Source organism: Promicromonospora sp. AC04, from assembly GCF_003058225.1.
GTDB lineage: Bacteria > Actinomycetota > Actinomycetes > Actinomycetales > Cellulomonadaceae > Promicromonospora.
On record NZ_QBUG01000001.1, the window covers coordinates 277,804 to 298,318 of the forward strand.

The 20,515-nt window shown below is 72.8% G+C and carries 18 protein-coding genes and 1 riboswitch; of the genes, 10 read left to right on the top strand and 8 right to left on the bottom strand.

Annotation, left to right across the window (positions count from 1 at the left end; genetic code table 11):
* Positions 1–37 precede the first annotated feature (37 nt).
* Both C8K30_RS01145 and C8K30_RS01150 read left to right on the top strand, forming a co-directional pair.
* The gene (locus C8K30_RS01145; protein WP_108491061.1) at positions 38–514 is read left to right on the top strand and encodes an Lrp/AsnC family transcriptional regulator; all 477 of its coding nucleotides are present in this window, start codon (positions 38–40) and stop codon (positions 512–514) included.
* Positions 511–1,929, top strand: a complete 1,419-nt coding sequence (locus C8K30_RS01150; RefSeq protein ID WP_108491062.1) for an aspartate aminotransferase family protein — start codon at positions 511–513, stop codon at positions 1,927–1,929. The genes C8K30_RS01145 and C8K30_RS01150 overlap by 4 nt, the downstream gene beginning before the upstream one ends.
* A 185-nt stretch (positions 1,930–2,114) precedes the next feature.
* Here the strand turns inward: C8K30_RS01150 and C8K30_RS01155 are convergent, their stop codons facing one another.
* Both C8K30_RS01155 and C8K30_RS01160 read right to left on the bottom strand, forming a co-directional pair.
* A complete protein-coding gene (locus C8K30_RS01155; protein ID WP_108491063.1) occupies positions 2,115–3,101 on the bottom strand; it encodes an SDR family NAD(P)-dependent oxidoreductase in 987 nt (328 codons plus the stop codon).
* Positions 3,102–3,153: 52 nt separating this feature from the next.
* Positions 3,154–4,185, bottom strand: coding sequence for an aldo/keto reductase (locus tag C8K30_RS01160; RefSeq protein ID WP_108491064.1), 1,032 nt, complete (start codon positions 4,183–4,185; stop codon positions 3,154–3,156).
* 123 nt (positions 4,186–4,308) lie between these two features.
* Here C8K30_RS01160 and C8K30_RS01165 point away from each other — a divergent pair, with 123 nt between their 5' ends.
* Entirely contained in the window at positions 4,309–4,914 is a 606-nt protein-coding gene (locus C8K30_RS01165) for a TetR/AcrR family transcriptional regulator (protein ID WP_199230287.1), read from the top strand.
* Here the strand turns inward: C8K30_RS01165 and C8K30_RS01170 are convergent.
* Positions 4,877–5,716, bottom strand: a complete 840-nt coding sequence (locus C8K30_RS01170; RefSeq protein WP_233256905.1) for a DUF1963 domain-containing protein — start codon at positions 5,714–5,716, stop codon at positions 4,877–4,879. The two genes, C8K30_RS01165 and C8K30_RS01170, sit on opposite strands and share 38 nt — an antisense overlap.
* A 25-nt stretch (positions 5,717–5,741) precedes the next feature.
* Positions 5,742–5,840, top strand: a riboswitch (TPP riboswitch).
* On the opposite strand from C8K30_RS01170, the gene thiM reads away from it, so the two are divergent.
* From thiM to thiD, 3 genes are all read left to right on the top strand, one after another.
* Complete coding sequence (gene thiM, locus C8K30_RS01175; RefSeq protein WP_233256906.1) at positions 5,830–6,741, top strand: hydroxyethylthiazole kinase; 912 nt, start codon at positions 5,830–5,832, stop codon at positions 6,739–6,741. Its footprint overlaps the riboswitch before it by 11 nt.
* Complete coding sequence (thiE, locus tag C8K30_RS01180; RefSeq protein ID WP_108491066.1) at positions 6,738–7,526, top strand: thiamine phosphate synthase; 789 nt, start codon at positions 6,738–6,740, stop codon at positions 7,524–7,526. The genes thiM and thiE overlap by 4 nt, the downstream gene beginning before the upstream one ends.
* On the top strand, positions 7,523–8,500 hold the full coding sequence (thiD, locus tag C8K30_RS01185) for a bifunctional hydroxymethylpyrimidine kinase/phosphomethylpyrimidine kinase (protein WP_108491067.1): 978 nt from the start codon (positions 7,523–7,525) through the stop codon (positions 8,498–8,500). The genes thiE and thiD overlap by 4 nt, the downstream gene beginning before the upstream one ends.
* A gap of 130 nt (positions 8,501–8,630) precedes the next feature.
* On the opposite strand, the gene dxr is transcribed toward thiD, so the two are convergent.
* Positions 8,631–9,797 carry a 1-deoxy-D-xylulose-5-phosphate reductoisomerase gene (dxr, locus tag C8K30_RS01190; RefSeq protein WP_108491068.1) on the bottom strand — a complete coding sequence of 389 codons (1,167 nt, stop codon included), beginning with the start codon at positions 9,795–9,797 and terminating at the stop codon, positions 8,631–8,633.
* A gap of 36 nt (positions 9,798–9,833) precedes the next feature.
* Entirely contained in the window at positions 9,834–11,633 is a 1,800-nt protein-coding gene (locus C8K30_RS01195) for a RyR domain-containing protein (protein ID WP_108491069.1), read from the bottom strand.
* Between the two features lie 161 nt (positions 11,634–11,794).
* Between C8K30_RS01195 and C8K30_RS01200 the strand changes: the two genes are divergently transcribed.
* On the top strand, positions 11,795–14,815 hold the full coding sequence (locus tag C8K30_RS01200) for a hypothetical protein (protein WP_108491070.1): 3,021 nt from the start codon (positions 11,795–11,797) through the stop codon (positions 14,813–14,815).
* Between the two features lie 75 nt (positions 14,816–14,890).
* Here the strand turns inward: C8K30_RS01200 and C8K30_RS01205 are convergent, their stop codons facing one another.
* Complete coding sequence (locus C8K30_RS01205; protein ID WP_108491071.1) at positions 14,891–15,547, bottom strand: hypothetical protein; 657 nt, start codon at positions 15,545–15,547, stop codon at positions 14,891–14,893.
* A 120-nt stretch (positions 15,548–15,667) separates the two neighbouring features.
* Between C8K30_RS01205 and C8K30_RS01210 the strand changes: the two genes are divergently transcribed.
* On the top strand, positions 15,668–16,951 hold the full coding sequence (locus tag C8K30_RS01210) for a DUF418 domain-containing protein (RefSeq protein WP_108491072.1): 1,284 nt from the start codon (positions 15,668–15,670) through the stop codon (positions 16,949–16,951).
* On the opposite strand, the gene C8K30_RS01215 is transcribed toward C8K30_RS01210, so the two are convergent.
* Positions 16,948–17,220 (bottom strand): hypothetical protein, encoded by a 273-nt coding sequence (locus C8K30_RS01215; RefSeq protein ID WP_199230289.1) that lies wholly within the window; start codon positions 17,218–17,220, stop codon positions 16,948–16,950. The two genes, C8K30_RS01210 and C8K30_RS01215, sit on opposite strands and share 4 nt — an antisense overlap.
* A gap of 142 nt (positions 17,221–17,362) precedes the next feature.
* On the opposite strand from C8K30_RS01215, the gene C8K30_RS01220 reads away from it, so the two are divergent.
* A complete protein-coding gene (locus C8K30_RS01220) occupies positions 17,363–18,676 on the top strand; it encodes a hypothetical protein (protein ID WP_199230290.1) in 1,314 nt (437 codons plus the stop codon).
* Between the two features lie 99 nt (positions 18,677–18,775).
* On the opposite strand, the gene C8K30_RS01225 is transcribed toward C8K30_RS01220, so the two are convergent.
* Positions 18,776–20,026, bottom strand: a complete 1,251-nt coding sequence (locus tag C8K30_RS01225) for an MFS transporter (RefSeq protein ID WP_108491073.1) — start codon at positions 20,024–20,026, stop codon at positions 18,776–18,778.
* 61 nt (positions 20,027–20,087) lie between these two features.
* Between C8K30_RS01225 and C8K30_RS01230 the strand changes: the two genes are divergently transcribed.
* Positions 20,088–20,486 (top strand): MerR family transcriptional regulator, encoded by a 399-nt coding sequence (locus C8K30_RS01230; protein ID WP_108491074.1) that lies wholly within the window; start codon positions 20,088–20,090, stop codon positions 20,484–20,486.
* Positions 20,487–20,515: the final 29 nt, after the last annotated feature.

Consider the following 20,515-nt stretch of genomic DNA (forward strand, 5'->3'; position numbering starts at 1 on the left):
CTTGCGTTCAGCGCCCTCTCATGGTCAACATTCAGCCATGCCCCGCTCCCCAGCCACCAGCTCGGCGCCGGTGCTCGACGACGCCGCGAAGGCGATCATCGAGCAGCTTCAGGCCGACGGCCGACGCTCGTACGCTGCGATCGCCCAGGCCGTTGGCCTGTCCGAGGCCGCGGTGCGCCAGCGCGTGCAGCGGCTGGTGGACCACGGCGTGGTGCAGATCGTCGCCGTCACCGACCCGCTCCAGGTGGGTTTCGCCCGCCAGGCGATGATCGGCATCAAGGCCAGCGGGGACATCGAGGACCTCGCCGACAGCCTGGCCGACGTCGAGGGCGTCGACTATGTGGTGATCACAGCGGGCGGGTTCGACCTGCTCGTCGAGGTGGTCTGCGAGGACGACGACCAGCTGCTCGAGATCGTCAACAGGCAGATCCGCTCGCTTCCTGGTGTGCTGACCACAGAGACCTTCGTCTATCTCAAGCTCCGTAAACAGCTCTACAACTGGGGAACACGATGACTGAAATCTCTACGCCCGCCGCCCCCTCCGCCGTCGGGCCGAATCTCACGCCGCGCGGGACCGCGCGGGACGACGCCGCCCGCCGTCACCTCTGGGGACACTTCACGCGGCAGTCCGCGTGGGACGCCGGCGTGCCCACGCTGGTGCGCGGCGAGGGCCACCACGTATGGGACGCGCAGGGCCGCAAGTACATCGACGGGCTCTCGGGGCTGTTCGTGGTCCAGGCCGGGCACGGCCGCCGGGTGCTCGCCGAGGCCGCGGCCAAACAGGCGGGCGAGCTCGCCTTCTTCCCGCTGTGGTCGTTCGCGCATCCGCCGGCCATCGACCTGGCCGAGCGGCTCGCCCACCACGCGCCCGGCGACCTGAACCGCGTCTTCTTCACGACTGGCGGGTCCGAGGCGGTGGAGACGGCGTTCAAGCTGGCCAAGCAGTACTGGAAGCTGCAGGGCAAGCCGGGCAAGTACAAGGTAATCTCCCGGTCCATCGCCTACCACGGCACCACGCACGGCGCCCTGTCCGTGACGGGCCTGCCGGGCCTCAAGGAGCCGTACGAGCCCCTGGTGCCGGGCGCGCACAAGGTGCCCAACACCAACATCTACCGGGCGGCCGAGGATCTGCGCGACGACCCGAAGGCGTTCGGCCGCTGGGCCGCGGACCAGATCGAGACGCTGATAGAGATGGAGGGGCCCGACTCGGTGGCCGCCGTCTTCCTCGAGCCGGTGCAGAACGCGGGCGGGTGCTTCCCGCCGCCGCCCGGGTACTTCGAGCGGGTACGCGAGATCTGCGACAAGTACGACGTCCTTCTGGTCTCGGACGAGGTCATCTGCGCGTTCGGCCGCATCGGGTCGATCTTCGCGTGCGACGACTTCGGCTACGTGCCCGACATGATCACGTGCGCCAAGGGCATGTCGTCGGGCTACTCCCCGATCGGCGCGTGCATCGTCAGCGACAAGATCTTCGAGCCGTTCGCGACCGGGTCCACGAGCTTCGCGCACGGGTACACCTTCGGCGGGCACCCGGTGTCGGCGGCGGTCTCCATGGCGAACCTCGACATCTTCGAGTCCGAGAACCTGACCGGGCGCGTCAAGGAGAATGCGCCGGTCCTCCGGTCGACCCTGGAGAAGCTGTACGACCTGCCGATCGTCGGCGACGTACGCGGCGCCGGGTACTTCTACGGGATCGAGCTCGTCAAGGACAAGGACACCCGGGAGACCTTCTCCGACGACGAGGCGGAGCGCCTGCTGCGCGGGTTCCTCACCCCGGCGCTGTTCGAGGCCGGCCTTTACTGCCGGGCCGACGATCGCGGCGACCCCGTTGTGCAGCTCGCGCCGCCGCTCACGACCGGGCCGGCGGAGTTCAACGAGATCGAGCAGATCCTGCGGGGGGTGCTGAGCGAGGCGTGGACGAAGCTGTGAGTTGAGCGGCGGCGCCGAACCGCAGGTTGGTCACCGATCGGGCGACCGAACCGCAGGTTGATCGCACATCAGGGGGCCGAGCCGATTGTTGATCACGCATCACCCGCTCGATCGACAGGTGACTTGCGGCTCGACGCCCTCGACCGACCACTGTGTTGCGGTTCGGCGACTGGCTCGCGCGGCCACTAGACCTTCAGCAGCTGCTCGCTCAGGTCCCACAGCCGTTCGGCCGAGCTCGGGTCGATCGAGTGGGACACGACGTCGGCCGTGACCTCCCGCGCGGTGGGCGCCGGCTGGTTGTCGTTCAGCTGTGAGATGTCGCTGTTGTTCAGGTACACGCCGCCGACGTCGGACAGCAGCGGGCTGGTGGCGCCGAACACGATGGTGGCGGCCCCCTGCTCCTCGGTCTTCTTCCCGTGCTCTGGGTCGATGATCGGCCGGCCGGCGTCGTCGATCAGACCCATGGCGCGCTGCGCATCCACACCCACCGAGCTGTTGAACGACGTCGTGGCGATGACGCCCGGGTGGGCCGCGAAGGCGCGGATGCCCTCGTCGGCCCACCGCCGGTCCAGCTCGACCGTGAACAGCACGTTCGCGGTCTTGGACTGGGCGTAGGCGAGGTTGGGGTCGTAGCCGCCGCCGGTGAAGTTCGGGTCGTCCCACAGGATGTCGGACATCCGCTGGGCGCCCGAGGTCGTGTTGACCACCCGGGCACCGTCGGCCGCCTTGAGTGCGGGGTGCAGGCCAAGGGTGAGCTGGAAGTGGCCGAGGTGGTTGGTCGCGAACTGCGCCTCGTAGCCGCGCGCGTCTCGCACGATCTGGGCGGGGGCCGGGTAGCCCGCGTTGTTGATCAGGATGTGCAGGGGGCGGCCGGATTCCAGGTACTTCGCGACGAACGTATCGATCGACGCCGGGTCTATGAGATCCAGTCGCGCGACCTCGACTCGTTCGATCCCGGCCACCGCGGCGGCGGCACGGTCCGTATCACGCGAGCCGACGGTGACCGAGGCGCCAGCCTTAGACAGCGCCCGGGTGGCCACCAGGCCGAGGCCGGAGTGGCCGCCCGTGACGATGACGTTCTCGCCGGTCAGGTCGATGCCCGCGAGGACGTCGTCGACCGTCGAGGCGGCGGTGAATCCGGTACCGATGGGGTGGTGCTGCCTGTGGGTCATGACGGTTCCTTTCGCGCGGTGGGACGGTGGCGCGGGGCGCCGCGGTGCGTCGTCAGGCAGCCGCCGCCCGCTCCTCCGCGGGCCGACGGCGCAGCGGCGCGTGCTGGATGGCCGGCGGGTCGTAGGCCATGTCGAGGCGACTGACGTCGGTACCCGGCGGCACGATGGCGTCGATCCGGTCGAGGATCTCGTCGCTCAGCACCACCTCCGCGCCGGCGAGCGCACTGTCGAGCTGGTCCATCGTCCGCGGTCCGATGATCGCGGACGTGACGCCCGGGTGGGCGATGGCGAACGCCATCGCGAGGTGGTTCAGCGGGATCCCGGCGTCCTGCGCGACGGGGATGAGCTGCTCGACGACGTCGAGGCGGCGCTCGTCGCGCAGGTGCGCGAAGCCGAACTGCGCCCGGTGAGTGTCGTTGCCCTGACCCTTGCGGTACCTGCCGGTGAGCATGCCGCCCGCCAGCGGGCTCCACACGAGGGTGCCCATGCCGTACTGCTGCGCGACCGGCAGGACGTCGCGCTCGATGCCGCGGTTCAGGATCGAGTACGGGGGCTGCTCGGTGCGGAAGCGCTCCAGGCCGCGCCGCTCGGCGACCCACTGCGCCTGGACGATGTCGGCGGCGGGCATGGTGGACGAGCCGATGGCCCGCACCTTGCCGGAGTTGATGAGGTAGGTCAGCGCCGCCAGCGTGTCCTCGACGTCGGTCTCGGGGTCGGGCCGGTGGATCTGGTACAGGTCGATGTAGTCGGTGCCCAGGCGGCGCAGGGAGTTCTCGACCTCGGCGATGATCCAGCGGCGGGAGTTGCCGCGGTGGTTGGGGTCGTCGCTCATGGGCAGGTGCACCTTGGTGGCGAGCACGACGTCGTCGCGCCGCCCCTTGAGCGCCTTGCCCACTATCTCCTCGGACTCGCCGTGGGAGTACGCGTCGGCCGTGTCGATGAAGTTGATGCCCGCGTCGAGCGCCCTGTGGATGATCTTGATCGAGTCTTCGTGGTCGGGGTTGCCGACCGCGCCGAACATCATCGCGCCGAGCGCGTAGGGGCTGACCTTGATGCCGGTCCGGCCGAGGCTGCGGTACTGCATGGGGCCCTCCTGGGGTCGAGAGGTCTGGTGAGCGCCGTCGCGATGCCGTACTCTGGAACTAAGCGGAACGCTCTTCCAGAACTATATGGAAAGGCGTTCCGGTTAGCAAGCGATCGGAGAGAAGTGACCCAGAACACAGCGTCGCGGCCGCTGCGCGCAGACGCGCAGCGCAACATCGACGCGCTGCTCGACGCCGCCAAGGCCGTCTTCGGCACGTCGGGCGTCGACGCGCCCGCGAAGGAGATCGCCGACGTCGCCGGGGTCGGCGTCGGGACGCTGTACCGGCACTTCCCCAAGCGCTCGGACCTGGTCAAGGCCGTGTTCCAGAACGAGGTGGACGCCTGCGCCGACGCGGCCCCCGTCCTCGCGGAGAAGTACGAGCCGGTCGTGGCGCTCGAGAAGTGGCTCCACCGGTACACGGAGTTCCTGGCGACCAAGCGCGGGCTCGCCTCGGCCCTGCACTCGGGCGACCCGGCATTCGACGCCCTGCCCGCCTACTTCATCGGGCGGCTGGGCCCCTCCGTCGGCTCGCTCGTCGACGCCGCGGTCGACGCCGGCGAGATCCGCGCTGTCGCCAGCCCCAAGGACCTCCTGTACGCCGTCTCCAAGCTGTGCCTGCCCATGCACGACGAGGAGCCGAACCACGGTGGGCGCATGCTCGACCTGCTCGTCGACGGGCTGCAGCACGGGGTCAGTGAAGACCATCCTGTTCGTAGCCGACGCCCGTGAACCTGCCGGCCCGCAGGTCGTCAGGAGAGACCATGACACGCTCGAATCCGCCGTCGTGATCCTCGGCATCCCACAGGTGGTCCGGAAGCGTGAGGAGATGTGCGTAGTCGTCGTCCCGTCTTCCTACCCATTGGTCGATGTATGGCCAGCCGAACGCCTGAGCGTCTCCGGGCCGGCACCTGAACTTCTCCCAGCAGTAGTCGACCCAGGCCTCAGCGAACCGCTCGTGGGAACGAAGTCCTCGTCCGTCACCGTCATCGAGGTCGGGTAGCGCCCGGAAGTCGAACGACTTCAGGATCGGGTCGTAGGACTCCCCCACCAACGACGGCAGGGTGACGATGGGGGTGGCGTTCAGCGGTTGCCGGTCAAGCACCTGGGCGGGTTCCGGAGCCGCGACCTCGATGGCGCGTGCCGGGTCGGCCAGCACGATCTGGAACTCGTCCGGCTGAAACCGGAACACGTTGACCACACCGAGCCGCGTGGGCAGCTGGTCGTCGAGCCATGGTGCGAGCTCGTCGGTGTCCAGCACTGCGACCAGGCCGAGCGGACGGCCTCCCCCGGTCTCGGGCCACCGCGTTCCCGGCTCCAGCAGTGCGGGGCCGCCGACGTGGCACCGGCCGGTCTGCGGCGCGTCGTCGCTAGCGCGCCCGAGGGCAAACGCGGGCTTGGCCAACGCGGCGAGCCGAGCTCCCAGGTCTTCGCCGAGGTGCCCGACGCACATCGCCCGAATCTCGGCCAAAACACCCTCGTTGTCCATAAGCCGATTACAGCAGAGAACCACGACCAGCCCGGTTCCGAACACCGCCCCAACCTGTCTAAGGTGGGCCCCACATGGCGCGGGGCGCCAGGACCAGAGCCTGGCTGAGATGCACCCGTGGAACCTGATCTAGGTAGTGCTAGCGAAGGGAACGCCTCATGGGCTCCGTCCTGCCCGACGCCGTCGCGTCGGTAGTCACCGCGGTGCGCACCACCGCTCCCCTGGTGCACTGCGTGACCAACGTCGTGGTCACCAACTTCACCGCCAACATCCTGCTCGCCGCCGGTGCGGCGCCGGCCATGGTCGCCGACCCCGAGGAGGCACCGGTCATGGCCGGCGCCGCGGGCGGCCTGCTGATCAACCTCGGCACCGTCGAGGGCATCCAGGCGGACGGCATGCGGGCCGCCGTCGACGGCGCGACCGCCGCGGGCGTGCCGTGGGTGCTCGACCCCGTCGCCATCGGCGCGCTGCCGCTGCGCACCCGGCTCGCGGCCGAGCTCTTCGCGCGCGGCCCCGCCGTCGTGCGCGGCAACGCGTCCGAGGTCCAGGCGCTTGCCGGCGGTTCCGGCGGCCGGGGCGTCGACTCCCTGGACACGCCCGACGGCGTGCGGGGCGTCGCGCTCGACCTCGCCCGGTCGTCGGGCGCGGTGATCGCCGTCAGCGGTGCGTCCGACCTGATCACCGACGGCGAGCGGGTCGTGCGCGTGAGCGCGGGCACTCCCCTGATGACGCGGGTCACGGGGGTCGGGTGCTCGCTCGGCGCCCTGGTCGCGGCCTGCGCCGCCGTCACCGAGGACCGCTTGCTCGCCGCCGTCGCCGCGACGGCGTGGCTGTGCGTCGCCGCCGACCTCACCGCCTCGGCGACGCCCGGCAGCTTCGCGGTCGAGCTGGTCGACCGGGTCTTCGACGTCGACCCGGAGGCGGTCGGGTACGGCGCCGGCATCGTGAACGAAGCCGCGGCCCGGTCCGGCGCCGGGTTCACCACCGGGTTCACCACCGGGCCCAGCAACAGGTCCACCACCGGGCCCGGCGCCGCGGGCACGCACGAGTCCGCGCGGGCCGACGTATGACCGCCCGGCTGCGCCTCGACCCGTCCGTCTACCTCGTCACCGACACGCAGCAGTGCGGCGGCCCCGCCGGCGTCGTCGCGACCGTGGACGCGGCGGTGACGGGCGGCGTGACCGCCGTCCAGCTGCGGGACCCCGGAGCGACCACCCGCGAGCTCGTGGACCTCGGACGCGCGCTGGTCGCCCTGCTCCGGCCTCGTGGGGTGCCGCTCGTCGTCGACGACCGGGTGGACGTAGCGCTCGCGGTCGGGGCCGACGGCGCCCACGTGGGGCAGAGCGACCTGGACCCGGTCTCCGCACGGCGGCTGCTGGGCCCCGAAAGACACCTCGGGCTGAGCGTCAGCACTCCCGAGGAGGCGCGGGCCACCGCGGACCTCCCGCCCGGCACCGTCGACCTGCTCGGCGTCGGACCGGTGCGGCCCACCCTGTCCAAGACCGACGCCCGCCCGGCGATCGGCTTCGCCCGGCTCGCGATCGTCGCGGCCGCCACGGAGCTCCCGTGCGTGGCGATCGGCGGCCTGCGAGCCGCTGACGTCCCTGCCCTGCACGACGCCGGGGCGGCGGGGAGCGCCGTCGTCTCCGCGGTGTGCGGCAGGCTCGACCCGGCGGGTGCCGCGCGGGAGATCGCGCACGCCTGGGACATCGTCCGCGCGGGCGACCGCTCCGACGTCCGCGCGGGCGACCGACCCGACGCCCACACGGGCGACCGACCCGGCGCTCACGCGGCCGGCCGCCCAAGCGGGCGATCGAGCGGCCGGTCTCGCACGACGACGGGACGCGCCTCATGAGTGCACTTCTGCCCGGCGATGCGCCCGACGTCGCTCTGCGTGCCCGCCCGCCCGGCCATCCCGTGGTGGCGCTGACGATCGCCGGTTCCGACCCGTCCGGCGGCGCCGGGATCCAGGCCGACCTGAAGACCTTCGCGGCCCTCGGCGGCTACGGCTGCGCGGTGCTCACGGGCCTGACCGCGCAGTCCACGACCGGCGTGACCCGGGTGCTACCGGTACCGGCCGACATGGTGAGCGCGCAGCTCGAGACCCTGTTCGCCGACGTCGCGGTGGACACCGTGAAGATCGGCATGACCACGGACGCCGCCGTCGCCCGGGCCATCGCGGCGGCCCTGCGCGACCTGCGGGCCGCGGGGAGTGCGCCGTTCGTGGTGCTCGACCCGGTGATGGTCGCGACGTCGGGCGACCGCCTCCTGACGGCCGACGCCGAGGCCGTGCTGCGTGACGAGCTGCTGCCCCTCGCCGACCTCGTCACGCCGAACCTGCCCGAGGCCGCCGTGCTGCTCGGCGTCAAGCAGGCCAGGGACGACGTCGAGGCGGCCGGCCAGGCGCGCGCGCTGCTGAAGCTCGGCGCACGGTTCGCCCTGGTCAAGGGCGGACACCTGGGGACGGCCGAGTCGGTCGACCACCTCGCAGGTCCGGGCCTCGGAGCGAGCGGCGCGCCGGACGGCGTCGTCGCCCTGACCGCCCCACGGATCCCCACTCGTAATACGCACGGCACGGGCTGCACGCTCAGCTCGGCGTGCGCCGTCCTGCGGCCCGTGCGCGGCGGCTGGGAGCCCGCAGTGCGCGCAGCGAAGGACTACCTGACCGAGACCCTCCGCGCCGCGGACGGCCTGGTCATCGGTGGTACCGGGACAACGCCGGGTCCGTGGCACGGGCACGGCCCGGTCGATCACGACCACGCCGCGCGCGGACGGCGGCCGACGCCGCAGCCGGATGGTCAGGCTCCGGGTAACTACTCCGCGGGCTAGGTCTTTTGCTGTCAGTAGACGTTGTCTACTGACAGCAACACACTCCGCAGAGCAACTGTTTCCCCCAAGCCACTCCTGGCACTACGCCCCTGCCGGGACGCAGCACATTGCACGGGTCCCGGACGGACGGTCAGGACTTGAGGATCTCCGCCGCGCGGGCTCGGGCCCAGGCGTCGGCCTCCAGGACGCCCTCGACCGATGCCGCGTCGCCCGCCCCGGTCGTCGTGTGCTCCTCCACCACGGCGGCCACGGTGTCGACGATGTCGAGGAAGCCGATGGTGCCGTCGTGGAACGCGTCCACGCACACCTCGTTCGCGGCGTTGTAGACCGCGGGGTGGGTGCCGCCGGCCTCGCCCACCTGGCGGGCCAGGCGGACGGCGGGGAAGGCGTCGTCGTCCAGGGGCGCGAACTCCCAGGTGGCGGCCTGGGTCCAGTCGATCGCCACGTCGACGTCGGGCAAGCGGTCCGGCCAGGACAGGCCGAGCGCGATCGGCACGAGCATCCGCGGCGGCCCGGCCTGCGCGATGGTGGAGCCGTCGACGAACTCGACCATCGAGTGGATCAGCTGCTGCGGGTGCACCACTACGTCGATGGCACTGAACGGCAGGTCGAACAGCAGGTGCGCCTCGATCACCTCGAGGCCCTTGTTCACCAGGGTCGCGGAGTTGGTGGTGACCACACGCCCCATCGCGAAGTTCGGGTGCCGCAGCGCCTGCGCGGGCGTCACGTCCCGCAGCTCGGCACGCGACCGGCCGCGGAACGGCCCGCCGCTCGCGGTCACCACGAGCTTGCGGACCTCGGCGGCGGACCCCGAACGCAGCGACTGCGCGATGGCCGAGTGCTCCGAGTCGACCGGCACGATCTGGCCCTCGCGCCGCACCGCCGCCTTGACCAGGGCGCCGCCCACCACGAGCGACTCCTTGTTCGCGAGCGCCAGCGTCGAGCCGGACTCCAGCGCCGCCAGGGTGGGACGCAGGCCCACCGACCCGGTGATGCCGTTGAGCACGACGTCGCTCCCCCGGCCGGCCAGCTCGGTCGCGGCGTCGGGCCCGGCGAGCACCTCGACGCCGTCGGCCCCGGCCTCCCGCAGGAGGGTGGTCAGCGCGGGCCGCGCGGCGGCGTCGGCCACCGCGACCGCGCGGACGCCGAGGGTGGCCGCCTGCCGCGCGAGGAGCGGCAGGTCGGCACCGCCGGCGGACAGCGCGTCCACGCGGAACCGGTCGGGGTTGCGCCCGATGACGTCGATGGCCTGCGTGCCGATGGAGCCGGTGGAGCCGAGGAGGGTGACGCTTCGCATGGCCCCATCCTGTCAGCCCGCGCGGGCTGCCCGGCGTCAGCCCTCCTCCGGCTGCTCGGCCCGGCCGCGGCCGAACATCCGCCAGCCCCGGACCACGCCGCGCGGGTCGGGCACGGGCTCGCCTGCGGCCTCCCATCCGGCGTCGTCGTCGAGCGGGACGACGTGCAGGCCGAAGTCCGCCAGGATCACCGGGATCGCACGGATCGCCGCGCGGTCCTTCTCCCGGTCCGGCTCGGACAGGTCCGCCCAGGGCCGCAGGTCCGGGTGCAGGCGCCGGGCGTCGTCGCGCTCCGGCCCGTAGGTCCAGTCGGCGGCGGTCTTCTCCGCCATCCAGCGCTCGTGCTCGTCCGCCGCCCGCGCGTCCACCACGGGTTCGGGGATCCGGCCGTGCTCGGCGTCGCCGGCGGGCGCGACGGTGCAGCCCATCTGGCGGAGCCGTTCGGGGATGGCGCGCACCTGCGCGCGGTTCGCGGCCCGCAGGTCCTCGGACAGCTCAACCCACGAGACCATGGCAGGTGTGCTCTGCCAGGCCACACCGCGAGAGCGCTGGTTGCGCAGGTAGGTCAGGTGCGCCGAGACGGCCATCAGGTCGTAGACGTCCTCGTGCACCAGCACACCGGGCATCGTCGCCCTGCGCAGCAGCGTGCCCGGTTCGACGACGTCGAGCCGGCCGCCGAGGTCGTCGAGGATCGCGTCGTCGTGGGTGCCGAACAGCCCGCCCAGCCCCGCCAGGCGGTTGAGGCAGAGCACGACGGCGCCCTCGCTCGCGCGCCAGAGGTCGCTGTCGCGCAGCGCCTCCCGGAGCGCCTCGCCGTCGTCGTCGTGGCAGACGTAGACCCGCTGGGGGCTGCCGACCGCCCGCACCTCGGCGAACGTGTCGACCGGGACGAGCCGGCACGCCGCGCGCACGCTGGGCCAGCGGGCGCGCAGCGCCGCGGCGGACTCCCGCGCGCCCGACCCCACCAGGGTGACCGTGAGGGGCTCGCCGCCGGACGCGATCTCGACGCTCCGCAGGCGCGCGAACGCCACCACGAGCGCCCGGCCGAACGTACCGTGCCCGACGACGGAGATGTGCGGGGCGGCGCCGCGCGCGACGGTCTGGTCGCGCCGGGCCAGCGAGCGGGCGACGAGCTCGCCCAGCGTGAAGAAGTCCACGCCCGGCTGCGGGTGGCTCAGGTGCCGCGCCTGCAGGGCCAGCGCGAGCTCCGGGTCGCTGACGTGCGCGTTCAGCCGCAGGCCGGGCAGGGCGGGGTCCCGGTCCGCGCGGTTGGCCACGGCCACGGTGAGCACGTTGACGCCGGGCTCGTCGTCCTCGGCCTCGCAGGCGTAGAGCACGGCGGCGCCCGAGATCCCCGCGCTGCGCAGCGACTCGGCGTCGCCCGTCGTCGTGCGTGCGACCACCGCGCCCCGGGCCGCGAGCGCCGCGGCGATGAGGTCGGCGGCGGGCGTGCGGCCGACGACGACGGCGTGCCCCCGCAGCCGGCGGGTGCGCATCAGCACGAACTGGTCGGCGAACAGCGAGCGCACGGCCTCGAACACGGCGTAGCCGGTGGCGACCGGGGCGAGGAAGCGTGCCGCCTGGAGCTGCCAGGGCATGTCTCCGCCGTCGTTGGTGGCCTCGGCGCCGAGCACGAAGAGCTGGACGGAGTAGTAGACGACGTCCCACCCGGTGGTGCCCCACACGAAGTCCGGGGAGGTCCGGTAGAGCGCGAAGCCCCAGAGCCCCAGCCCGAACGCCACGCCGAACAATGCGGTGAAGCCCGCGCGCACCCACGGCCTGCGCACCCGCAGCCGCCTGGGTCCGCCGCTGGGGACGACCAGCTCCGGTGCCGCCATCTTGTGCCTTTCTCACCTGTGCCGCCCGGTCCGTGACCAGGGACTGACCGTGCATTTCACCTTAAAGGTGACTAGCGTCATGACCAGCGGCGACACTACACACCGGGGATATGTTTCTCCCGGTCCGCGACATTCGCCGAGGAAAGGCTGTGGGGGCAAGGATGACCGACCGGAGAGGCCGCTTCCTTCGCACCAACCGGGCACGCCCCGCGCCACGCACCGACGGGTACGACGCCTTCCTGTCGTACAGCCGCGACTCCGACGGCGAGTTCGCGCCCGCGTTCCACGCGCAGCTCCTCGACTTCGACAGCCGCGACGGCGTCCGCGACCTGCGCATCTTTCTGGATCGGACCGGCCTGGCGAACAACCCCAGCCTCTGGGACTCCATCAAGCGCAAGCTCGAACGCTCCGACTACCTCATCCTGCTCGCCTCCGAGGGCGCCGCCAGCTCCCACTTCGTGGCCGAGGAGGTGGCCTGGTGGCTCGACAACCGCGAGCCCGAGACGCTCCTGGTCGCACTGACCAGCGGCAGGATCGTCTGGAACCAGACGACGAACAAGATCGACACCATCAGCACCACGGCGCTGCCCGCCCCGCTGGCCGAGCGGATCGACCACGAGCCCAAGTGGACCGACCTGACCCGGCTGCGCCGGCGCCGCTTCTGGCGGCACCACCCGGACCGGGCGACGGCGCTCGCCGAGCTGGTCGCCCCGCTGCGCGGCCCCGACGTCAGCACCGAGGAGATCCTCAGCGCCCACATCGCCCGCCAGAGCTCGGCGGGTCTGCGCAGCCGCCTCGCGATCGCGGCCCTCGTGGTGCTGCTGGTCCTGGTCGGCGGCGCGTTCGGGTACGCGCAGCGGGAGGCGAACCGCGCGAACGAGGCCGTGAACGCCAACGCCGCCCACCTGCTCAGCGCGACGTCGCACGTCGTGCACCAGGACGACCCCGCGAAGGCCCAGCTGCTGGCGGTCGAGGCGGTCGACCGGCTCCGGGACGGGCAGACCCGGACCGCGCTGTTCAACGCGGTCACGGCGAACGAGCCCGCGGACCCGTACCTGCTGCGCACCGTTGACGTGCCGGAGGAGACCGAGCTCGCCGACGTCGCCCCGACCAGCACCGGCGTCGTCGGCCGGACCGACACCGGCGACCTCGTGCGGTGGAACCCGGACGACGGCGACCCCACCGTCCTGCGCGGCGACCGCACCCCGTTCGGGACGGTGACCGGGTCCGAGGGCGCGGGACCCGTCGTGGCCGGGAGCGCCGACGGCACGGTGGTCGCCGCGGTGGACGACCTCGGCGTGACGCTCGGCCGCTTCGGGCCGCTGCCCGAGGGCGGCACCAGCCGGCAGACGCACCTCGAACTGCCGGGCACGACAGCGGTAGCGGTCACGCCGAGCGGCGACACGCTGCTCGTCGCATGGCACGACGCCGAGACCGGGCGGAACCGGCTCGGCAGCATCAACCTCGAGGGCCGGGACCTCGCCGTCCTGGAGTCCGACGACGGTTCGCAGCGCCCTGCCGAGCAGCGCCTCGCGTTCCGCAGCAAGGTGGACACGAGCCTGGCGGTCACGTCGCTCGCCGTCGGCTCCAGCCGCACCCTCGCCGTGGCCGACGCCGCGACGGGCGTCCTCGAGATCCGCAGCCTCGACACCCTGGAGCTGACCGAGGCCGGGCCGGTCGACCTGCCCGAGGGCGGCGTCCCGTCGCCGTCCCTGCGCGACTGGGCGACCCTGAGCTCCGGCGCGGACGGCACCTCGGTGACCGTGCACCACTGGGCCGACGGCTCGGTGCGGTCGGCGGCCTGTCCGGTCCCGCGCGCCTGGTCGAACCCGGCGGTGGTGGCGATCGACGACGCCACCACCCGCGCCCTGGTCGCCACGGACAACGGGCTGGTCGCGTGCGAGATCTCCGGCGACCCCGAGGAGCACCGCACCTGGCACCTGTCCGGTATCCGGCGGCCCGGCCCGCCGGTCCTGGTCGGTGTCGACCGGGTGGTGGCGGCGTCGGACGGCCGCATCGCGCTGTGGAGCACCGCCGACACGCACGGGGACGTGCCCCTGCCGAGCGCGGCGGGCGCGGCGGCGGCCGGCGTCGGACCGCCCGCCGGCGAGGGCGGCCCGACAGCGGTCCTGGCCACCTACCGCGGCGAGCCGGCGCAGCCGGCGAGCACCGCCGCGTCCTGGTCGGACGGCACCGTCACGATCCACGGCCTCGGCACGGTGGACCTGCCGGCCGACAGCAAGGACGCCGGCCGGCCGCTGCTGCCGGTCTGGCTCGATCGGAGCCGGCTCCTGCTCATCACGCCGGACGGCAACGCCTACCGGACCCAGGGCGGGACGGCGGCCGGGTACGAGGCCGGGTTCCGCGACCTCGTCGCGCCCGGCCTCGACCAGGGCGACCCGGCCTGCGCCACCATCGTGAGCGCGAAGCGCACGCGGGACGACATCCTGCTGGTCGACGCGTGCTCCGGCCTCCACCTGCTCGACGCGGGGCTCGAGGAGCGGGCCCTGTACGTGCCCGGGCCGCTCGGCACGACGCCGCGCCTCGCGTCGGAGTGGGCGGAGCCCGGCCGGGTGGCGGTCGCGGACGACGCGAGCCGGGTCGCCGTCGCACCCCGCGACTTCTCGCTCCGGGTCGCCGATCTCGACGCGGCGGCGCGGGGCGAGACGGGCGTCTGGACGGTGCGCGGCAGCAGCGTGGCGCAGGTGCACATGATCGGCGCGCGCAGCAGCGCCGAGGACACGTCCCTGCCCGAACAGCTCGTCACGCTCGGCCTGGACTCGACGGTGCGCCTGCGCACCGTCTCCGGGCCGGACGGGCCCGAGGCGCTCGACCTCACCGGCACCTACGGCGACGTGATGGCAGTGCTGCCGGGGCCGAACCTCGTGGCCCGGGACCACGGCCCGGCGCTGGCGTTCTTCGACATCGAGACCGGCCAGAAGGTCGGCGAGCTCGCGACCCGCCTCTACGCGCCGGGTGGTCAGGTCGCGCCGAGCGACGTGTACGCCGGCGCCGGCCAGCTCCTCGTGGTCCAGGACCACGGCGTCACGACGGCGTGGACCTTCTCGGACGACCAGATGATCGCCCGGGCCTGCGCGATGGCGGGCCGGCAACCGACCGCGGACGACATGCCGGACGGCGTCGAGCTGACCGACGAGCCGACCTGCCCCGCCAGCTCCTGAGTGTTGAGTGCGGGGTTGTTCGTCGGGTCTCGTGCGATCGACCCGACAAACAACCCCGCACTCGACGAGACGGGCTCACGCCTCCAGGCGCTTGGCCTCGTTCTCCGTCTCGTCCGCCTCGTCGTCGCGGCCTTCCTTGCGCAGCACGCTGGTGAGCGAGCGCATCGAGGCCGCGGCGTCGGTCTTCGCGAGGTCCGACGACGTCCCGCGCAGCTTGGCCCACAGGCTCATCGCCTCCTCGGCGACCTCGAGCACCTGCGTGCGCTCCTTGCCGCCGATCGCCGACGTCGTGAACGTCTCCAGCGCGTGCTCGAGGGCGGCGCGCTGCTTGCCCGGGTCGTCGTCGTCGAGGCTGCGGAACAGCCCGACCGCCTCGCCCATGAGCGCGGTGGTGGGCTTGTCCTGGTCCTTCGCCGCGGCCTGGCTGCCGAACGACAGCAGCGCCACGGCCAGCCGCGACACGGTGCTGCCGGTCTCGCCGGGCAGCTTCTCCGCGCCCGAGACCACCAGCTCGTGCAACCGAGCGGCGGTGCGCGTCTCGAGGTTCTCCTCGCGCTCCGGCTTCTCTTCCTGCACCGGGTCCTGCGCCGGGCTCGGGACCTGCGCCGGGCTCGCGTCCTGCTCGACGACGTCCAGCGCCGCCTGTGGCGTCGCCTCTGGTGTCGTCTCCCCTGCTGCTACTGCGGTGACCTGCGCCGCCTGTGCCTGCTCCGGCAGTGCGTCCGTGCTCACTCGTTCCTCCTGTCCACGGTGCGACGAAACTACCAGAACGGGCGATCAGTCCGGTATGCGGCAACTGCCGTGCGGCGTGCTTTCCTCGCGGGCCCGGCCCCGTGCTGTTGTGATGTACCCATGTCGACCACCACCCTCACCCGGGGACCCGTCCAGGCCTCGGAGCGATCACCCGCGCCCGATCTCGCCCGCGGGTTCATGCTCCTGCTGATCGCCATCGCGAACACGCCCTACTACCTGTGGGGCAGCGAGATGAGCGTCGGTGCCTCGCACCCGGTCGACGGCTCGGCGGTCGACAAGGTGGCCGACTTCCTCATCATCACCACCGTTGACCTGCGGACGTACCCGATGTTCGCGTTCCTGTTCGGCTACGGCATGATGCAGCTCTACAACCGCCAGGTGTCCTCCGGTACCTCGGAGGCCGCGGCCCGGCGCCTGCTGCAGAAGCGGAACTGGCTGCTGCTCGCGTTCGGGTTCGTGCACGCCGCGCTGCTCTGGATGGGCGACGTGCTCGGCGCGTACGGCCTGGCCGGCCTGCTCATGGTGTGGCTCTTCTTCCAGGCCAAGGACGTCACCCTCATCGTGTGGACGTGGGTGCTCGGCGGGCTGCTGACGATCGGCACAGTGTTCGCCGTCGTCGGCGCCTGGCTCGTGGCGCAGCTCCCCGCGGACGACGCCACGGCGCAGAGCATCGCGACCAGCTTCGCCTCGTCGGACGCGACGATGTCGGCGACGTCGTACCTCGGCTCGATCGTCGAGCGGCTCGGGTACTGGTCGATCGGCACGGTCGCCCAGGGCGTGCTCATGCTCGTGGTCCCGATGATGCTGCTGCTCGCATTCTGGGCCGGCCGGCGCCGCATCCTGGAGAACCCGGGCGAGCACCTCCCCCTGCTGCGCCGGGTGGCGGTGGTCGGCATCGCCATCGGCTGGCTCGGTCCGCTGCCGTCCGCGCTCGACCACGTCGGCGTCCTCGCCGTGCCCGACCACGCCGCCTGGGTCTTCTACCCGGTACAGATCCTGACGGGCTTCTTCGGCGGCCTGGGCTACGTCGCGCTGTTCGCCCTGGTGGGCCACCGGGTCGCGCTGCGCCGGAGCGGCGCGCCGTCGAACAACCTGTTCGTCACGGACGGGCCGTTCGCCGGAGCGGTGCAGGCCGTGGGCAAGCGGTCGCTGACCTCCTACCTGATGCAGTCCGTGCTGTGCGCGCCGATCCTGACCGCGTGGGGCCTCGGGCTCGGCGAGCACCTCACCTCGTCGACCATGCTGCTGTACGCCGTGGGCGTCTGGGCGGTCACCGTGGCGTTCGCCGTCTGGCAGGAACGCACGGGCCGCCGCGGCCCGGCCGAGGTGGCGCTGCGCCGGCTGGTCTACGGCCGGCCCGTGCGAGCTCCCGAACCGGCCTAGGCCGGGAACGAGTCGACGGCGTCGTCCTCGCCGTCGCCGTCGATGTCCACGGAGATCGTCGACGTCCCGCCGGCGGTCTCCACGACGACGTCGGGCCGCCCGTCACCATCGGTGTCGTGCAGCTCGACGTCGGGTACGCCGTCGGCGTCGTAGTCCTCGAACTGGGCGTCCACCACGCCGTCGCCGTCGGTGTCTGCGACCTCGACGTCCGTGATGCCGTCGCCGTCGAGGTCGTACTTGCCGGGCCGGTCGGCCAGGAACTCGGACACGTGGTTCTCCTTGCTCGTCGCTGCTGCTGGGTACTCCCCTGATCATGCACCACGCGGCCGCCGCACGGTGCGGCAGCGGAAGTTCCGTTATTTCACCCGCTTCCTATGGCGGGTGAAATACCCCACCCCCTAGATTCAGGCCATGCAGACCCAGGTACGCAAGACCCGAAGCCGTGCCGCGCTCCTGACCGCCACCACCTGCTCCCTCCTGATCGTCTCGGGCACCGCCGTCGCGGCGGTCGCTCCCAGCACCGGTTCCCGACCGAGCCTCGCCGCGCAGGCCTGGTCCGTCGACCTCGACACCCTCACCACCGACGACGCCGGGGTGCGGCACTCCGGCGGGGCGCTCCGTCTCGACGACGCCGCCCCGGCCAGCGGCACCTCCGCCGTCTCGTCCGCCGATGCGGAGGCCGGCGCGGGCTCGCCCGCGCTCCAGGAGGCCTCCGGCCAGCTCGTCGCCGAGCCGGTGGCCCTCGGCTCCCCCGCGAGCGACGTGGCCGCCGACGTCGACGCCACCGCGCCGGCCGGCACGTCCGTGCTGGTCGATGTCCGCGGCCGGCTCGCCGACCAGGGACCCGACGCCTGGACCGAGTGGGTCCCTGCCGGTTCCCCGCTTCCGACGGCGTCCGAGACCGTCCAGGCCCGCGTCACGCTCGTGGGCGACAGCGACACGAGCCCGACCGTGCGGGAGGTGACGCTGACGCCCCAGGCCGACCGGTCCCGGTCCCTCCAGGAGGTGGCGGCCGAACCGATGTCCGGCGAGCGGACGTACTCGATCTTCGCGACCCGTGAGGGCCTCGTGGGCGGGACCACCGCGAACGGCCACGTCATCACGTCGCGCGACCACTTCGTCGCCCTGCCGTCGCGGCGCGGGCTGTCGTCGAACAACTCGGGCAGCTACTCGGTGCGGGTCTGCGCCCCGAGCACCGGCCGCTGCGCGTACGCCCCGGTGTGGGACGTCGGCCCGTGGAACATCACCGACGACTACTGGAACCCGGCCGGGACGCGCCAGTCCTGGACCGACCTGCCGCAGGGCAAGCCGGAGGCGCAGGCCGCCTACCAGGACAACTACAACGGCGGGCTCGACGGGTACGGCCGTGAGGTCCTCAACCCGGCCGGGATCGACCTCGCGGACGGCACCTTCTGGGACGCCGTCGGGCTGACCAACAACGCCTGGACCAACGTCACCTACCTGTGGACCGGGACCGGCCCGCGGGGCATCGTCCGCACCAGCGGCGGGCCGCTCACGGTGCGCTCCGGGCCCGGCACCGGCACCGCCGCCGTCGGGCAGGCGGGCAACTACGCGAACGTCGTGATCGAGTGCACGGCTACCGGCACCACCGTGACCGGGACCTACGGCACCAGCAACGTGTGGGACCGGATCGGGCCGAACAACTGGATCGCGGACGCGTACGTCAACACGGGCTCCGACGACCCGGTGGCCCCCGCCTGCTGACCCTGGCGCGCCGACATGTCGGACGTACAAGTCACGTGACCTGCACGTCCGACATGTCTGGGCTCCGCGCGCGAGCGGGGCGTCACGCGCGGTGAGCCGTCACGCGCGGCGGATCGTCGCAGCGAGGGCCAGCGCCGCCACGCCGATCACCACCGCCGCCAGCAGCGGGAGCGCCGTCACGCCCGACGACGCGACGACGGCCGACGCCAGCCCCGCCCCGACGGCGATGCCGCCGTTGAACACCACCGGGATGAGCGCCCCGGCGAACGAGCGCCGCTCGGGCCCGGCCAGACGCAGGATCAGCGTCTGCGCGAAGGGCGGCATACCGCCCGACACGACGCCCCAGGCCACGACCACGGCGACTCCCAGCAGCGGGCTCACGTCCACGACGCCCAGGCTCAGCACGGTCAGCGCGGTCGCGGCAACGCTCACCACGAGGGCCGGTCCGCTCCGGTCACCGAGCCGGCCCGCCAGCGCGACCCCCGCCGCCGAGGCGAGCCCGAACGCCAGCAGCAGGGTGCTCATCCCGCCCGGCAGGGCCTGCGCGGGCGCCTCGGTCAGGCGGGTGATGTACGTGTACGCGCCGTAGTGGCCCACCAGCACCAGCGCGACGAGCCCGGTCACCGCCAGCAGCCGTCCCAGGCCCCGCTGCGGTGCGACGGCGCCGCTCCCGGAGGCGGCCGCGGCGCCGTCCGCCGTCGTGCCGCCTGGCACTGCCGCGCGGGCGACGACCAGGCGGACCGCCACCGCGCTCAGGAGGCTCAGGACCGCGAGGGCCCAGAAGGCGGCACGCCAGCCGGCCGCGTCGGCCACGAGCCGCGCCAGCGGCGTGCCCACCACCATCCCGAGGGTCGCCCCGCCGAGCACCACGGCGATGGCGCGGCCGAGCAGGCGGTCGGCGACCAGGTCGGCGACGTGAGCGTTGGTCGTCGCCCACAGCAGCCCGACGGCGGCCGCACCGACGACCCGCGCACCCACCGCCACCTGGTAGGTCGGGGCGAGGGCCGTGAGCGCCGACGACAGCGCGAGGACGGCCAGGCCGCCGGCGATCACGGCGCGGCGGTCCCACCGGCGCGTCAGCCGGACGAGCGGGAAGCTCAGCACCACGACGACGGCCGCCCACACCGAGACGAGCAGCCCCGTGCTCGACTCCGCGACGCCGAGGCCGGCGCTCATCTGTTCGAGCACGGCCGTGGGCAGCATCTCGGCGGTGACCATGAACAGCGTCCCGGCGCCGAGCACGAGCAGCGAGGGCCACGGCAGGACGTCGGCGGGCGCCGTCCCGGGGTCGTTGCCCGACGGCGGATCGACGACCACTTCGGCTACTGGGGAATTGCCTGTTGTCTCCATGTCGGCAACGCTAAAGTTTGACACCAGTGTCAATGTCAAGCGCCTGCTCGGAGGTTGTGTCATGAAGATCGGTGAGCTCGCCGCGCGGACGGGCGTGACGACCCGTCTCGTCCGGTACTACGAGCAGCAGGACCTGCTCGAGGCGGACCGCGCACCCAACGGGTACCGCACCTACACCGAGGCCCACGTGGAGCGGGTGTCGCGCGTGGCAGGCCTGGTCCAGGCCGGCATCCCGACGCGGCTGGTCAAGGTTCTCCTCGACGCCGAGGACGCCGCGGACCGCAAGGATCCGACCTGCCCGCGCGAGGTCGCCGAGCAGCTCGCGACCGAGCTGGTGGGCGTCCAGGCGCGCATCGACTGCCTCACCCGGAGCCGGGACGCGATCCGCGGCTTCCTGACGGCCACCCGGAACGAGGTGCTGCTGCGGGAGGAGCTGGAGCCCGCGACCGCCGTCGGCTGACCCGCTGTCCCGAGGTAGAACCAGGGCGA

What these genes read in the sequence shown, in the direction of transcription:
- thiM (WP_233256906.1), top strand. Translation starts at nt 5,830, where the DNA reads ATGGGCTCCGTCCTGCCCGACGCCGTCGCGTCGGTAGTCACCGCGGTG.
- C8K30_RS01200 (WP_108491070.1), top strand. Translation starts at nt 11,795, where the DNA reads ATGACCGACCGGAGAGGCCGCTTCCTTCGCACCAACCGGGCACGCCCC.
- C8K30_RS01195 (WP_108491069.1), bottom strand. Translation starts at nt 11,633, where the DNA reads ATGGCGGCACCGGAGCTGGTCGTCCCCAGCGGCGGACCCAGGCGGCTG.
- C8K30_RS01230 (WP_108491074.1), top strand. Translation starts at nt 20,088, where the DNA reads ATGAAGATCGGTGAGCTCGCCGCGCGGACGGGCGTGACGACCCGTCTC.
- thiD (WP_108491067.1), top strand. Translation starts at nt 7,523, where the DNA reads ATGAGTGCACTTCTGCCCGGCGATGCGCCCGACGTCGCTCTGCGTGCC.
- C8K30_RS01220 (WP_199230290.1), top strand. Translation starts at nt 17,363, where the DNA reads ATGCAGACCCAGGTACGCAAGACCCGAAGCCGTGCCGCGCTCCTGACC.
- C8K30_RS01145 (WP_108491061.1), top strand. Translation starts at nt 38, where the DNA reads ATGCCCCGCTCCCCAGCCACCAGCTCGGCGCCGGTGCTCGACGACGCC.
- C8K30_RS01155 (WP_108491063.1), bottom strand. Translation starts at nt 3,101, where the DNA reads ATGACCCACAGGCAGCACCACCCCATCGGTACCGGATTCACCGCCGCC.
- C8K30_RS01160 (WP_108491064.1), bottom strand. Translation starts at nt 4,185, where the DNA reads ATGCAGTACCGCAGCCTCGGCCGGACCGGCATCAAGGTCAGCCCCTAC.
- thiE (WP_108491066.1), top strand. Translation starts at nt 6,738, where the DNA reads ATGACCGCCCGGCTGCGCCTCGACCCGTCCGTCTACCTCGTCACCGAC.
- C8K30_RS01150 (WP_108491062.1), top strand. Translation starts at nt 511, where the DNA reads ATGACTGAAATCTCTACGCCCGCCGCCCCCTCCGCCGTCGGGCCGAAT.
- dxr (WP_108491068.1), bottom strand. Translation starts at nt 9,797, where the DNA reads ATGCGAAGCGTCACCCTCCTCGGCTCCACCGGCTCCATCGGCACGCAG.
- C8K30_RS01210 (WP_108491072.1), top strand. Translation starts at nt 15,668, where the DNA reads ATGTCGACCACCACCCTCACCCGGGGACCCGTCCAGGCCTCGGAGCGA.
- C8K30_RS01225 (WP_108491073.1), bottom strand. Translation starts at nt 20,026, where the DNA reads ATGGAGACAACAGGCAATTCCCCAGTAGCCGAAGTGGTCGTCGATCCG.